Origin of the sequence: Xenorhabdus sp. Sc-CR9 (assembly GCF_963897815.1) — a bacterium.
Lineage (GTDB): Bacteria > Pseudomonadota > Gammaproteobacteria > Enterobacterales > Enterobacteriaceae > Xenorhabdus.
Window position 1 is genome coordinate 1 of sequence record NZ_CAWQTY010000165.1, and the last position, 14,190, is coordinate 14,190.

The following is a 14,190-nucleotide window of genomic DNA, read 5'->3' on the forward strand; positions in this document are numbered from 1 at the left end:
TAAATAACCGGTTATCGTCAGCAACACGTCCCCAAGCTCCCTTTCGACCGGGTAAGTAGGGCTCAAGTAAATTCCAAACATGATCGGAGATATCGTGACGGCGGTATGCTGGTGCGCTCATGGTTAAATCGCTCTATTTATGGAATACAAATCTTATTATCACATAAAATTACTTATGACGACACTATCTAGGCAAAAATGGGGATTTCCCTAATTTAGATGCTATCGCAAATTACCTTATCATCAAGAAAATCCCCGAAGAGTTCCGCGAAGATCCTCGCTTGGTGGTCTTGGTCGGTTCAGAACTGGCGGCACTCTATCGAGAAAAATTATTTAGTGCTTCGGATAAAGCGGCAGATATTCAAGCCAGCCAAATGGCACTCAGTACCATTGCGGGGCGCTTTGCACTCATTCCGCCGTTTATGCCGGGTCGTCGATTGGTTGTGACGACGTTGGATAATTTGCATATCTATACGCAAAAAAATACCCGGCGTTTCCGCGCGGAATTTGTCGATGAAAGACAGGTGTATGAGCACAGTTATTTGCGTAACGAGGGTTACGGCTTAGGGGATGGCAACCTTTATGCGGCAGTTGATGAAAATGCGATCCACATTGACGAAGGGGTATTTTCCCTATGAGTGAATCACATTTAATGACGACTTGGATTTGTGTTGCAACAGAGGGACAAACCATTGATAAACGTGTTATCGAAGCACAATGGCTGTCTGAAATAGCAGAAACCTACGATCCCCATTATTACACTGCGTTGATCTGGGAGGAGCATAACCGCAATCTTGATAATTTAGGGGAAGTACTCTCAGCCCGAACCGATGTCATTGATGGAAAAGCACGGCTCTACCTGCGATTAAGACCGAATCTCAAGCTTATGGAATATAACAGACAGGGACAAAAATTATTTTGCTCTATCGAGGTTGAAGAAGATTTCCAAGGGCAGGGTATTTTTTATTTGGGAGGGCTTGCCGTTACAGACAGCCCTGCTAGTGTCGGAACCGACAGATTAAGATTCAGTATTAACCGTTCTCACTTTTCCCGAAAGAAAAGTAAGTTTTCGATTAGTTCACCGGCAGTATTTAACTTTTCGGATGGACTCAAGAATACGAAAAATCGTTGGTTTACCGCAATCTCCGCAGGTTAACGCTTTTGCCCGGTTTAGGCTGGGCTATTTTCCTACCCCTATCAACTTCGCAGTTTAAGTCGATTTTAATCATGAAAATAAAAAGGTTGCATCCGTCTGAACGGTTGGGCTATATTGAAAATACGTTAGCAAAATCTAACGTCGGGCGTGAGAACCTGAGAATAGTAAAGGCGACAGTAGACGCCACATGCGTCTTTTTTTGTGTCGTAAATAATGCCTATCTAATGGCGGCTTACGCCTATCTGAATTCAATGGTGGCGTTGTCGGAGCACCCGAAAGGGTGGCTGGTGTCCTTTACTACCAGTTTCTCACCTCTGGCAACGTCACCACCCTATCTTGAGCGTGAGAACTCTGGTGGTGATCCCTTTGATAAAGTAAAGGAGATCATCTTTATGATGGCAGTCCCTACCCAAACTCAATTTAAATTTCTATTCCTGTGCGTAAAACGTTCTGATATTACCGCTAAACCATGCCGTATAGAGGCTACAGCGGCAGATGAACACAATGCAAGAATACTGCTTGTTCATGATTTTGTTCTCTTGTTTGCAGGTCGTTTACCTGTGCAACCAAAGAGAGAGGGTTGATCATGAAAAATACAATCCATAAAAATGCCGTCATTTCTGCTACAGGCGAAAAGCAGCTATTAAGAGTGGCGCAGATGACTGCATTCCTCGCCGAATTATTAAATAACAGCGAGGGGAGGCCTATTTCAAGCGAAGGTATGGCAGTCGTCATGGAGTGTTTATCAGAACAAGTTGAACTCATTATTGATGAAAGCAGCCTAATGAACAGGAATATTAAATAATGAATAATCAAAACTATCCAGGCGCTTCAGCAATACCGACAAGCATACCTTCCGTGACGGATATCGTTAAGGCTGCCAACGGGCGTTGGTATTATATCTTAAGCAATTTAGGGGTAGCTGTACCCGAAAATAACAAGCATGGGGCTTGCCCGAAATGCGGCGGCAAAGATCGCTTTCGGTTTGATGATAAAAACGGGAAAGGCACATGGTTTTGTAATCATTGTGGCAGTGGTGACGGACTCGATTTACTTAAATTAGTGACGGGTCAAGATACCAAAACGGCCTGTTCTGAAATCAATAAAATACTCCTTTTACCGGAATTTAAAAAAATAACGCCAACCAGAGTAAAAAAGGTTGGCGGGCAAAAAGGTATCGAGTTATTTGAAAAACTGAAAACCTTATGTTTTTCAGGGGAAAGCCAATATCTCTCAAATAAAGGCTTAACCCATCATAATTATTTAATTACACAGCAACAATATACGCAAGGCGAGATGATTTTTCCAACTGGCTCACTTTTATTGCCATTAGTTGATAACCAACTTTCAATTAAAGGCGGGCAATTAATCAGCCCGAAAGGGGAAAAGAGCTTGTTATCCGGTTCTGCGCTTTCAGGCTCATTTATTGTTGTCGCTGATAAAGCGGATAAAAACATTGAACAGGTTGTTATTACAGAGGGTTTTGCTACAGGGTTAAGCTTGTCAAAAGTGATTGATGCTTTCATCGTGGCGGCTGTGGCTGCCACTAACCTAGTCAAAGTCGCGCAGCAGTTGAGAGAACGGTGGCCACAGGCAAAAATTATTATTGCCGGTGATAACGATTTGATTGATGGCAAAGAAAATACAGGCAAGTTATGGGCAGAAAAAGCGGCTAAGGCAATAGATGGCTGGGTCACATTGCCACCGACTCACTATAAAGCTGATTGGGATGATTACCGACAAGAAAACAATGCAGACAAGGTAAAAGAGGCATTCTTTGAGGAAATGACCTACTGCGGAAAAGATAAAACCTATTTACCGCAAGGCTTCCGGTTGACTCAAGAATATTTATGGTATGGCAAGCTCGTCAATAAATCGGATGGTGATACCGAAGTCAGGAACATCAAAATTAGTAGCCCAATAAAAGTGACTGCAATTACCTGTGATGCTGACAGTAGTAATTACGGGCGTTTATTAGAATGGAAGGATACTTACGGTAATTGCCGTAAGTGGGCTATGCCGATGGAAATGCTAAGCGGAAGCGGTGAGGAATTACGCCGGGTGCTTTTGGTCAACGGGCTATCCTATATCAATATTTCAGGGCAGGCACGAGCGCACTTGATGGAATACATTTCGCTATGCCGTCCAGAGAGAAAGGTTACTTGTGTCAATAAAACCGGATGGCACGGCAATGTGTATGTTTTGCAAGATGAAGTTGTCGGCACAGGTGCGGACTCCGTTATTCTTCAAACTTCCAGTGTTCAAGGGAAAGACTTTAGAGTATCAGGCTCAAGTGAAGAATGGAGAGAACACATAGGCAAATATTGCGTAGGAAATGCAAGACTCGCCTTTTCCGTAAGTTTAGCCTTTGCCTCATCATTACTGAAATTAGTTGGTGTAGGTGGCGGCGGCTATCATTTAAAAGGTGAATCCACTGATGGTAAGACAACCACAATGAAAGTGGCTGCGTCTGTCTGTGGTGGCACAGATTACTGGTATACATGGCGAGCCACCGGCAATGCGCTTGAAGGTACAGCCTGCCGCCGCAATGATGCAACGTTGATGCTGGACGAAATCAGAGAAGTTGACGGGCGCGAGGCGGGTAATATTGCCTATATGCTGGCAAATGGTCAGGGTAAGGCCAGAGCGAAAACAGATGGAAGTGTCAGAGAAACCAACCGATGGAATTTACTTTTCTTATCAACAGGGGAACTCTCTTTAGTTGAACATGCGGCAAATGCAGGTGAACGCACTTATGCTGGTGTGGAAGTCCGTATGATCCAAATTCCGAGTGATTCAGGTAAACACGGTGTGTTTGAAGAATTGCACCAGTTTACCAGCGGTAAATCACTGGCTGAGTACCTTGAACAGGCTGTGACTAAATATCATGGCTCACCGTTCCGTGATTGGCTGAAATACCTCACTCATGATCTGACATCTATTTCAGGAACGGCTAAAGCCTTAATGAAAGAATATACCGCAAACATGATGCCAGAGAATGCAGGTAATCAGGTTGGTCGCGCAATTACCCGTTTTGCCCTTGTTGCTATGGCGGGGGAAATCGCAACAAGGGCAGGAATTACAGGCTGGCAACAAGGGGAAGCGTATGCAGCGGCTGAAAAATGTTTAGCGGCATGGATGAAAGAGCGGGGACACACCGCGAATCAGGAAGATATTACGGCATTGGAGCAAGTGACCGATTTTATTTCACGTAACCAATTCAGCCGCTTTGCGGATTGGTACGATGAGAATAGTCGTCCTCTCAATATGATGGGCTTTCGTCGCGTTGAAAAAGGCACTGCAAATCAAGATCCAACTGTTCAATTTTATGTTTTATCCTCCGCATGGAAAGAGATATGCAAGGGCTTTGATTCGCGCAAAGTAGCCCGTTTGTGTGTTGAAAAGGGTTGGTTAGAAGCAGGCAAGGACGGCAGGATACAAACGAGTATACGCCTACCAGAAATAGGGCTTAAACGGGTTTACTTATTTAATAGTGACGTCTTAGGTTCTGCCGAATAATCAGGATAAAACTGACTGTCTTATATTTAATGTGTAACAGTGGTAACACTGGTAACAACCAGTTATACCAAGGCTTACCACTGTTACCAGTCAATTTTTGGGAGTGGCAACAACTGGTAACAAAAATAGGCTGTTGCCACTTGTTACCAGTTCGTTTTTTGGAGTGGTAACACATTAATATCTTTTAAATCAACGTTGTTACCAGTGTTACCAGTGTTACCACTGAAAATGGAAAGGTAGATATTTAACTGGCTTTATTCTGGCAGGCAATTGATGTGAGGATTATCGACAATGAAAGTACTAAAAGTTTATTGCACAGAATGCAACGAGCAAGCAACAATCAAAAAAATCAAAACGGAAGGATTGAATAACATACCAGAACTTTATTGTTGCTGTAATGATATTGAATGTGGCCATACATACGTTTTAACCCTAAGTTTTTCACATTCGATACGTCCTAGTAAGTTGGTACAAAATCCACGTAATCATGTATTGAAGTTGTAGTAATCTAAGAATTAGCATCAACATTTTCTGGCTAGAATTGTCAGACGCAGAACGTGAACAGTGACAATAAATTTTTCACACAATTTCAGTTCACACTTCCTCCTACCCCGCATAAAGACTGGCTTTTCAGTTTTTATGTTGGGTTTCCTCCCAAGTAAAAATCTCACGTAAAATAGAAAAATCATTTAATTTCAAATAAATAGAATCGTATCACCAGAATGCAACTGAATAAGAAACTGGAATTTACTGAAATTCTTTTCACTCATTTCAGTTTGAGATTTTTCTCACACAGCCAGTACTGGCACGGTCTGGCGATTTGGTTTGTAGAATTTTAAAACTGAAAAAACTTTTTGATCCAAAATGTGCAGGCGGGTGCGGTGTAGTCCGTTTTACGTGGGGTTTACGTTTATTTCGTGGGAATTACGTGGCGTAGGCGTGATGTGGTGACGTGATCCAAATGAATCCATCTAGACCGCAAAATTTTATCGGCGTAGCTTAGCATGCGATTGGTTGCGTTATATGAAGATGTAAAAAAGTCACCGTTAAAGGTGAGCCGTGCCGGGATCTGCGTTGTTGAATAATCACCCAAGAAATGTACAATTAATATGTACAGATTTGGAGGAATATTATGCGTACATACACCTCAACTCAAGCCCGTGCCAACATCGCGGAAGTGTTGGACACAGCGGCTCACGGTGAACCTGTTGAAATCACTCGTCGAGACGGTAGTTCAGCGGTTGTTATCAGTAGAGCTGAATTCGATAATTGGCAAAACGCTAAGCTGGATGCAGAGTTCAATTCGATTATGCAACGTCATGGGCATACGATAGAGGCACTGACAAATCGATGATATGGGTCAGCGCACAGGAAGTTATCGCTTTTCATGACCGAATATTACAACGGCTTCCCGGCGTTGCCGGAATGCCCGATTCTGGCAGAGCTGAAGCGCTCATCTATCGGGTACAAAACCGTACACACTATGAAGGCATAACAGATATTTTTGAACTTGCAGCGACCTATTGGGCTGCTATCGCACGTGGTCATATTTTCAATGATGGTAATAAGCGCACCGCGTTTTTCGTTACCATGACTTTTCTCTATCGTAACGGTATCAAGATCCGTGATAACGACAATACATTGGAAAACTTAACAGTAGATGCCGCTACGGGCGAGAAAACCGTTGACCAGTTGGCGCAGCACCTGCGCGAATTGGTGGACTATACTAACCCGAGCGGTAATCCATGATAACAGCACGTTTTTTTGAGGATGCAAGGAACATCTCAATTTAGCGTGTACCCAAGGGTGTACCCCTAGAAAATATTGAATATCACCAACCCAGCAACGACAAGGCTTTACTCCCCATACTCAATGAATAGATCCAGTTCCTTAGCATTTCAGAGAATGTTATAAAGCCAGATATACATTGTTATATCTGGCTTTTTTTACTATCAGAGCATTGCAGGGCGAATCACAATAGCGCATGATTAGAGTGTAGATGCTCTTCGATTATTTCAACGCCTTTGTACTTACAAAGGTCTCGTAAAACCCCACCTATACTCGAACGTATACTGCTAAAAGGCTTTTTTCGCTTCTGCTGCGGCTTTCACGATTACGGCGAAAGCATCCGCTTTCAATGATGCGCCACCGACCAGCGCGCCGTCGATATCCGGCTGAGTGAACAATTCTGCGGCATTGCTGGCGTTGACAGAGCCACCGTATTGAATGATGACTTGTTCAGCGATAGCTGTATCTTGCTTCGCGATGTGGTCACGAATGAATTTATGAACAGTCTGTGCCTGAGCAGGAGTCGCAGATTTGCCAGTGCCGATTGCCCAGACCGGTTCGTAGGCAATAACGGTATCTTTGAATGCTTCTGCGCCCAGAGTATTCAGGACAGCATCAATTTGACGCGCACAAACGGCTTCGGTCAGACCGTCTTCATTTTCCTGTTCAGTTTCGCCTATGCACAGAACTGGGATCAGGCCTTGTTCTTTAAGGATAGCGAATTTTTTTGCAATGAACTCATCGCTTTCTTTGTGATAAGTACGGCGCTCAGAGTGACCGATAATGATATATTGCGCACCAACGTCTTTCAGCATTTCTGCGGAAGTTTCGCCAGTGAATGCGCCAGAAAGGTTAACATCAACATCTTGTGCACCGAGGACGATGCGGCTGCCTGCCAGCGCATTCTTTGCCAGGGAAACATAAACTGTTGGTGGTGCAATAGCGACGCCACAGCCGTCAACGTTGCTCAGTTCTTTACGCAGACCTGCAATCAGGTCGTTAACCATGTGGGTACTGCCATTTAATTTCCAGTTACCCATAACTAATGGATGTCGCATATTTTTCCCTCCAACCAGAAAATAATCAAATTGCGAAATGGATGAACAGTATAAAGATCATCAACGCGAATAGCTCTGCTCTGTGTCACTAATTTTCATTTGAGGAAGCGTCAGATAGCGATAGCTTAATCGGTTCAATTGCGAAGGTCATTATATTTTCGCTGCTGTTTACGATGACATAGCGTATAGCTCCCATTTTCTGACTGAAGGCTGGATGTTTCTCCGCAGCTTGCAAAAGTTTTTCCAATTGGCCTTTAGCCTGGTCAGGGGAGAATGTCGGTTCAAACTCGTTGATAAGAGCGGTCATATACTGTTTTGCCAGTATAAAGTTTTGCTCATTTTTGGGTTCATTTGGTGATGATAGTAGCGTAATTTGCAGGCTTTTGATCTTTTCGCTACCTCGTTCCAGTATTGCCGAAGAATATATTTTGTCATTGATTCTGCTGGCAGCACGGATAAAAGGCTGGGAAATATCCTTGCTTGCAATGACTTTATATTCGTACAGGTGGATTTTAGGGTTTTTCTTGTTATATTTTTCGCGGAAAACAGGGATGGTATCTTCGAAAGTCGGAGAGCCAGGTAGTAGATACATCAACGATGAGTTTGTTTCTGGTGTGATAGAAAGCTCGCCCGCAACGGCTGATAATGGTAAACCGATACCAAAAGCGATTAATATTGCCACCAGAAGTTTATTCATGCCTGTTTTCATTTTGTTACTCACTGAGTTAAATACTGGAAAAACAGCATCCACAATTGGAAAAGAATACATGACATTACAACAATGGGGATTCTCATTCAAAGGTCGAATTGGGCGACGGGAGTTTTGGATTGGTATCGGTATCTGTTTCGCTTTAATTTTTATACTTCTGACACTGCATGGAATGCATGTGCTTTCCATGAATTATGCGACGATTAGTGTTGTCTTGCTGTTGTATCCGACTGCGGCGATTTTCTCGAAGCGCTTGCATGACAGGGATAAACACGGCGGTTGGATATTGTTGTTCGCACTGGCTTGGATATTGTTGTCTCTTGATTGGAGCGCAATGGCACCGATATGGCAATGGGGAATTGGTCGTTTTGTTCCAACGCTGATTTTCGTTATGATAATGCTTGATTGTGGTGTCTTCCGCGGAACTGAGGGCGCTAATCGTTTCGGTGAGATGGCAGAAACAGTTGATCATATTTCTGCCAATGAGCCGACTCAAAAAAACTGATCAGTTAATTTCGGGTGCTTTAGTTATCAATATGGTGATTACCAGTATTGCTCGCTAGTGATATGCCCCGGTCTACGGCGCAAATGTTTTGTCATATTACGCTGTTCCTTCAATAATTGTTGGGTATCCCTGACCATTTGGGGATTCCCGCACAGCATGACATGGCTGTTTTCTGCTTGCATTGGCAATCCAACTGCCGTTTCTAGTTCGTTATTCTCAATTAATGCTGGAATTCTACCCATCAGTGAATCCGGTCGGTTTTCTCGACTGACGATGGTCTGTATTCTTAATTTGCCCTGAAATGTTGCTTCTAATTCTTGCATCATCGGTAAATAACTCAGATCTTTTCCCCATCTGACAGCATGAACCAATACGATATTTTTAAATCGCTCCAGACCATTTTCTTGTTGGAGGATGGAAAGATAAGGCCCAATGGCGGTGCCGGTTGAAAGCATCCAAAGTGTCTGGCAATCAGGAATTTCATCAAGAACGAAAAAGCCAGCGGCTTGTTCCGTGACCAGCAGTTCATCACCGGTTTTTAATGTCGCCAATCGGGGGCTAAGTTTTCCTTCGGGAACAGTAACTAAATAAAATTCCAAATTGTTATCATTGGGCGAATTGACGTAAGAGTATGCACGCTGAATCCGCTCTCCTTCAATTTCTAATGCAAGTTTCGCAAATTGTCCGGCGGTAAATTTTTCAATCGGTGCATGAATCTTGAGACTGAAGAGTGAATCTGTCCAATTGGTTATGTCGGTAACTTTTCCTGTAACCCAATTTGCCATTACGATTAACCTCTCTACACAATGGGTGAGAATAAATATGATGCGGATTGATACTGTGTGAACTGGTGATTTTTTTGCATTGATTCTACGTGATTGCCTGAAATAGCATTATCGATTATGTGTTACAGTTCGATTAACTGGTTTTCTGCCAATTTATTGGGTTGATATGTACACTTTTATTGACATGGCTGGGTAATTCAACTGTTATTTTTTATTCAGTTAAAATTGTATACCACGAAGAAAGAATATAGATTTGCTTATTCCATCATTTCTAATGAAGTTAGTACGTCATGATAACCTCTTGTATGTAAATGCGATGAGAAAGATAGAACATTTTAATTTACTGTTGATGTTGATTGCCTTAGCTGCCGTAGGGCAAATGACACAAACAATCTATGTGCCGGTCATTGCAGATATGGCGAGTGAGTTAAGTCAACCTGCGGGCGAAGTTCAGCGGGTCATGGCTGCATATCTGTTTTCTTATGGGCTTTCGCAGCTTTTTTATGGACCACTATCCGATAAAGTGGGTCGCCGACCAGTTATTTTAGCGGGAATGTCTATTTTTTTGGTTGCGACGACATGTGCACTGCTTGCCCCAAATCTCTTGGTACTGGTAATTGCCAGTGCCTGTCAGGGATTGGGTACAGGGGTTGCAGGTGTGATGGTGCGTACCATGCCTCGTGATTTGTATACTGGTACGACGTTGCGTTATGCCAATAGTTTGCTGAATATGGCGGTGTTGGTCAGTCCTCTGTTAGCCCCTATGATTGGTGGTCTGATTGCTCACCAATTTGGCTGGCGTTCCTGTTATTTATTTCTATTGATATTGGGGACAATAGTCACTTTTTTTCTATTCAGGCGCTTATCGGAAACTCGTCCCACTCAGACTGAACCTAGCACGATGTTGGTGTCTTTCCATCAATTGCTCTCTCATGGCAATTTTGTAGCTTATTTGGTTATGCTGGTAGGCGGTTTGGCCGGAGTGGCTGTTTTTGAAGCGAGCAGTGGAGTGTTGATGGGTGCTGTCTTGGGGCTGGATAGTTTAACAATCAGCATCCTGTTCATTTTGCCGATTCCTGCGGCTTTTTTTGGTGCATGGTATGCAGGGCGTGAAGGTAAAACATTTTATCGGCTTATGTGGCACTCTGTTATTTGTTGCTTGTTGGCGGGAATATTAATGTGGTTGCCTGGTTGCCTGGTTGGTTCGGGATTATGAATATCTGGACTCTGTTGGTACCTGCCGCAATATTCTTTTTTGGTGCAGGCATGTTGTTTCCATTGGCAACAACAGGGGCGATGGAGCCATTTCCTTATCTGGCTGGCGCAGCGGGTGCTCTAGTGGGAGGGTTTCAGAATATAGGTTCAGGTGTGGCAACATGGTTGTCGGCAATGTTACCGCAAAATAGCCAATTCAGTGTTGGTATGTTGATGTTTTCCATGGCACTGCTGATTCTATTTTTTTGGTTGCCCATTTCTCAGCGGATGCAGCATCAGGAACATACGCTGTCGTGAAAGTAGGATCAAGCGCTACATCAGGTAAAAAGGGTATCTCCGGGAAAAATCGCAGATATAAAGAAGCTTTGGCATTGTAGTACTGCCATGCCAGAGCTTCTGTTAACCCGAAAGTTATCATTTTGAGATAATTAAGTTTTTTAGGCGCGATCTTCCCACTCTTGAGCGCGGGCAACGGCTTTTTTCCAACCATTGTATTTATGATTGCGTTCAGTTGTTTCTATACCTGGACGGAATTCTTTTTCTATAGTCGCTTTACTCTTCACTTCATCCAGATCCTGCCAGAAACCGACGGCCAGACCTGCCAAGAACGCGGCTCCCAACGCTGTACTTTCGCGTACTTCAGGACGCTCCACGCGGGTGCCCAAAATATCGGACTGGAACTGCATCAGGAAATTATTGGAAACTGCACCACCATCTACACGCAGAGCTTGTAGGCGTGTACCTGCATCCGCTTGCATTGCATCCAGCACATCTCGGGTTTGGTATGCGATGGATTCGAGTGTGGCACGAATAATATGATTACTATTAGCACCACGAGTCAGGCCGAAAATAGCACCACGGGCGTAAGGATCCCAATATGGGGCACCAAGACCAGTAAATGCAGGTACGACATAAACACCATTGCTGTCTTTTACTTTGCTTGCGAAGTATTCGGAATCTGTGGCATCAGAGATGATTTTTAATTCATCACGTAGCCACTGAATGGAAGCACCACCAACGAATACTGCACCTTCCAGTGCATAGTTGACTTCACCACGTGGGCCACAGGCAATCGTGGTTAGTAATCCGTGGCTGGAACGAACGGCATCTTTACCGGTATTCATCAGCAGGAAGCATCCTGTACCGTAGGTATTTTTTGCCATGCCCGGATGAACACACAGCTGTCCGTACAGGGCGGCTTGCTGGTCACCTGCAATACCCGCGATAGGAATGCGCGTACCCCCTTTACCGCCAATATTGGTTTGGCCATAAATCTCTGAGGAAGCGGCGACTTTTGGCAGGATAACGCGAGGTATGCCCAGCTCATCAAGGATTTTCTGATCCCAGTCCAGATTATGAATATTGAACAGCATGGTACGGGAGGCGTTGGTGTAATCGGTCACATGTACACGTCCCTGAGTCATTTTCCAGACTAACCATGTATCAACTGTACCGAACAATAGCTCACCGTTTTCAGCACGTTGGCGGGCACCTTCAACATTGTCCAAAATCCATTTGATCTTTGTACCAGAAAAATAGGGATCAACGACCAGGCCGGTATTTTGGCGAATATACTCTTCCAATCCCTCTTTTTGTTTCAGTTTGGTACAGATATCGGCTGTTCGACGACATTGCCATACAATTGCGTTATAAACAGGTTTACCGGTCTCCTTTTCCCAAATAATGGTTGTTTCCCGTTGGTTAGTAATACCAATGCTGGCAATTTGATCAGAACTGATATCTGCTTTTGCCAGCACTTCAACCAATGTAGAGCTTTGGCTTGCCCAGATTTCCATTGGATCATGTTCCACCCAACCGGGTTTCGGATAGATTTGTGGAAACTCTCGTTGTGAGATACAGACAATATTGGCATCGTGATCAAGCACGACGGCCCGTGAACTGGTTGTCCCTTGATCCAGAGCAACGATATATTTTTTTTCGGTGTTATTTTCTGTTGTCATAACTATAACCTGGTTTTATTTATGCATTCATTTTTATTGTTTTGGTATTTTGCCATTGATTGAGTATGGCAAATTTAAACCTCGCGCGGTAAATGGCGAGTAATGAGTTTGCGGTAACCAAAAGCACCTAAGATTGCACCAACGATAGGAGCTATCAATGGAACAAGGCAATAGGGAATATCCCGGCCACCAGTCAGGGCAATGTCTCCCCAGCCTGCTAAATAAGCAACTAATTTAGGGCCAAAGTCACGGGCTGGATTCAGGGCAAATCCGGTCAGCGGACCAAAGGATCCACCGATAACCGCAATCAAAATACCGATCAACAGAGGTGCCAATGGTCCTTTAGGAATGCCATTGCCATCATCTGTCAACGCCAGAATCAGACATAGCAGGATGGCTGCGATGATGATTTCGACGATAAATGCATGTAACACAGAGATCTGGGTCGCGGGGTACGTAGAGAAAACGCCTGCTGTAAAGAGGCTTTCTCGTGAACCGCGAACGATACTGTGCACTTGCTCATAATCCAGGAAAAGGTTGTAATACATCATGTAGACGATGGCGGCTGAGGCAAAGCCACCGAGCATTTGGGCAAGGATGTAAGGCAGCACTTTTTTTCTGTCAAAGTTGGCAAATAGACATAAAGCGATGGTGACAGCGGGATTAAGATGTGCGCCTGAAATACCGGCAGTCAGATAAACTGCCAAAGCGACACCAAAGCCCCATATGATACTGATTTCCCATAAGCCTAATTGTGCCCCTGCAAGCCGTGCAGCAGCAACGCAGCCTAATCCAAAGAAAACGAGCAACGCAGTACCCAGAAACTCTGAAATGCATTGACCTGATAATGTTGGTGTTGTGGTCTGGCTCATTTCTATATCCTATAAAAGAAGTACAGAGAAAGATTAATTATTAGTCCTTTCTTATTGTATTGTGAGAAAGATTCCTGTGAATTTATCGTTAATGCGCGTAAACGAGAAATAGCGAAATTGAAATCTGCGTGTTGCGTCAACAAAATGAGCGAATTCGCATTTGTTTGCAGTTTTATTTCACTTAGAAATGTGATCTCATATACATTTTGGTTTAGTCGCGATATTTCTCGTTATACCGCACTTTGAATGGATGAAACTAGACAGGCGTTAATAGGCTAAATACAATCAAGGAATTGCTTACAAGAGGGCCAGAGAATGTCATTTGAAGTTTTTGAAAAACTAGAATCCAAAGTTCAGCAAGCGATCGATACCATCACTTTGCTGCAAATGGAAATTGAAGAATTAAAAGAAAGGAATGCGGTGTTATCTCAGGATGTCCAAAATTCGACAGACAGCCGTGAGGTACTGGTACGTGAAAATGAGCAGCTCAAACAAGAACAATCAGCATGGCAAGAGCGCTTACGTACCCTGCTGGGTAAAATGGAAGATGTACAGTAAGGTATTCACCGCTTAGCTGAAAAAAGGGCGATTATTACGCCCTTTTTTATACCTACTGATTTTA

At 43.7% G+C, this 14,190-nt stretch carries 14 protein-coding genes and 3 pseudogenes; 11 read left to right on the forward strand and 6 right to left on the reverse strand.

Going from position 1 to position 14,190, the window contains the following annotated elements:
* Positions 1-188: 188 nt before the first annotated feature.
* The 8 genes and pseudogenes from AACQ81_RS07890 to AACQ81_RS07920 all read left to right on the forward strand — a co-directional run.
* A pseudogene (locus AACQ81_RS07890) lies at positions 189-638 on the forward strand (P2 family phage major capsid protein); the annotation flags it as partial.
* A complete protein-coding gene (locus AACQ81_RS07895; RefSeq protein ID WP_237386913.1) occupies positions 635-1,156 on the forward strand; it encodes a GPO family capsid scaffolding protein in 522 nt (173 codons plus the stop codon). The pseudogene AACQ81_RS07890 and the gene AACQ81_RS07895, both read left to right, overlap by 4 nt.
* Before the next feature lie 71 nt (positions 1,157-1,227).
* On the forward strand, positions 1,228-1,740 hold the full coding sequence (locus tag AACQ81_RS07900; RefSeq protein WP_237386914.1) for a host cell division inhibitor Icd-like protein: 513 nt from the start codon (positions 1,228-1,230) through the stop codon (positions 1,738-1,740).
* A 2-nt stretch (positions 1,741-1,742) separates the two neighbouring features.
* A complete protein-coding gene (locus tag AACQ81_RS07905) occupies positions 1,743-1,961 on the forward strand; it encodes a hypothetical protein (RefSeq protein ID WP_237386915.1) in 219 nt (72 codons plus the stop codon).
* Entirely contained in the window at positions 1,961-4,675 is a 2,715-nt protein-coding gene (locus AACQ81_RS07910) for a DUF927 domain-containing protein (RefSeq protein WP_237386916.1), read from the forward strand. Before AACQ81_RS07905 ends, AACQ81_RS07910 begins: the two co-directional genes overlap by 1 nt.
* 291 nt (positions 4,676-4,966) lie before the next feature.
* Positions 4,967-5,179 carry an ogr/Delta-like zinc finger family protein gene (locus AACQ81_RS19700; RefSeq protein WP_443089539.1) on the forward strand — a complete coding sequence of 71 codons (213 nt, stop codon included), beginning with the start codon at positions 4,967-4,969 and terminating at the stop codon, positions 5,177-5,179.
* 628 nt (positions 5,180-5,807) lie between these two features.
* Positions 5,808-6,029 (forward strand): type II toxin-antitoxin system Phd/YefM family antitoxin, encoded by a 222-nt coding sequence (locus AACQ81_RS07915; RefSeq protein ID WP_237386917.1) that lies wholly within the window; start codon positions 5,808-5,810, stop codon positions 6,027-6,029.
* Positions 6,026-6,424 carry a type II toxin-antitoxin system death-on-curing family toxin gene (locus AACQ81_RS07920; RefSeq protein WP_237386918.1) on the forward strand — a complete coding sequence of 133 codons (399 nt, stop codon included), beginning with the start codon at positions 6,026-6,028 and terminating at the stop codon, positions 6,422-6,424. The genes AACQ81_RS07915 and AACQ81_RS07920 overlap by 4 nt, the downstream gene beginning before the upstream one ends.
* A 235-nt stretch (positions 6,425-6,659) precedes the next feature.
* On the opposite strand, the pseudogene AACQ81_RS07925 reads toward AACQ81_RS07920, so the two are convergent.
* The 3 genes and pseudogenes from AACQ81_RS07925 to AACQ81_RS07935 form a co-directional block, all read right to left on the reverse strand.
* Positions 6,660-6,779 (reverse strand): annotated as a pseudogene (locus AACQ81_RS07925) (IS200/IS605 family transposase); the annotation flags it as partial.
* The gene (gene tpiA / locus AACQ81_RS07930; RefSeq protein ID WP_237386919.1) at positions 6,751-7,521 is read right to left on the reverse strand and encodes a triose-phosphate isomerase; all 771 of its coding nucleotides are present in this window, start codon (positions 7,519-7,521) and stop codon (positions 6,751-6,753) included. The pseudogene AACQ81_RS07925 and the gene tpiA, both read right to left, overlap by 29 nt.
* 88 nt (positions 7,522-7,609) lie before the next feature.
* A complete protein-coding gene (locus AACQ81_RS07935; protein ID WP_237386920.1) occupies positions 7,610-8,218 on the reverse strand; it encodes a DUF1454 family protein in 609 nt (202 codons plus the stop codon).
* Positions 8,219-8,288: 70 nt separating this feature from the next.
* Between AACQ81_RS07935 and AACQ81_RS07940 the strand changes: the two genes are divergently transcribed.
* Positions 8,289-8,735, forward strand: coding sequence for a DUF805 domain-containing protein (locus AACQ81_RS07940; RefSeq protein ID WP_237386921.1), 447 nt, complete (start codon positions 8,289-8,291; stop codon positions 8,733-8,735).
* Between the two features lie 38 nt (positions 8,736-8,773).
* Here AACQ81_RS07940 and fpr read toward each other — a convergent pair whose 3' ends face one another.
* Positions 8,774-9,520 (reverse strand): ferredoxin--NADP(+) reductase, encoded by a 747-nt coding sequence (gene fpr, locus AACQ81_RS07945; protein WP_237386922.1) that lies wholly within the window; start codon positions 9,518-9,520, stop codon positions 8,774-8,776.
* A 316-nt stretch (positions 9,521-9,836) separates the two neighbouring features.
* Here fpr and emrD point away from each other — a divergent pair.
* Positions 9,837-11,032 (forward strand): annotated as a pseudogene (emrD, locus tag AACQ81_RS07950) (multidrug efflux MFS transporter EmrD).
* A gap of 140 nt (positions 11,033-11,172) precedes the next feature.
* On the opposite strand, the gene glpK reads toward emrD, so the two are convergent.
* Together glpK and AACQ81_RS07960 are read right to left on the reverse strand one after the other, a co-directional pair.
* Entirely contained in the window at positions 11,173-12,696 is a 1,524-nt protein-coding gene (gene glpK, locus AACQ81_RS07955) for a glycerol kinase GlpK (protein WP_237386923.1), read from the reverse strand.
* A 74-nt stretch (positions 12,697-12,770) separates the two neighbouring features.
* Positions 12,771-13,568, reverse strand: coding sequence for an MIP/aquaporin family protein (locus AACQ81_RS07960; protein WP_237386924.1), 798 nt, complete (start codon positions 13,566-13,568; stop codon positions 12,771-12,773).
* Between the two features lie 315 nt (positions 13,569-13,883).
* On the opposite strand from AACQ81_RS07960, the gene zapB reads away from it, so the two are divergent.
* Positions 13,884-14,126, forward strand: coding sequence for a cell division protein ZapB (gene zapB / locus AACQ81_RS07965; protein WP_092553176.1), 243 nt, complete (start codon positions 13,884-13,886; stop codon positions 14,124-14,126).
* Positions 14,127-14,190 lie beyond the last annotated feature (64 nt).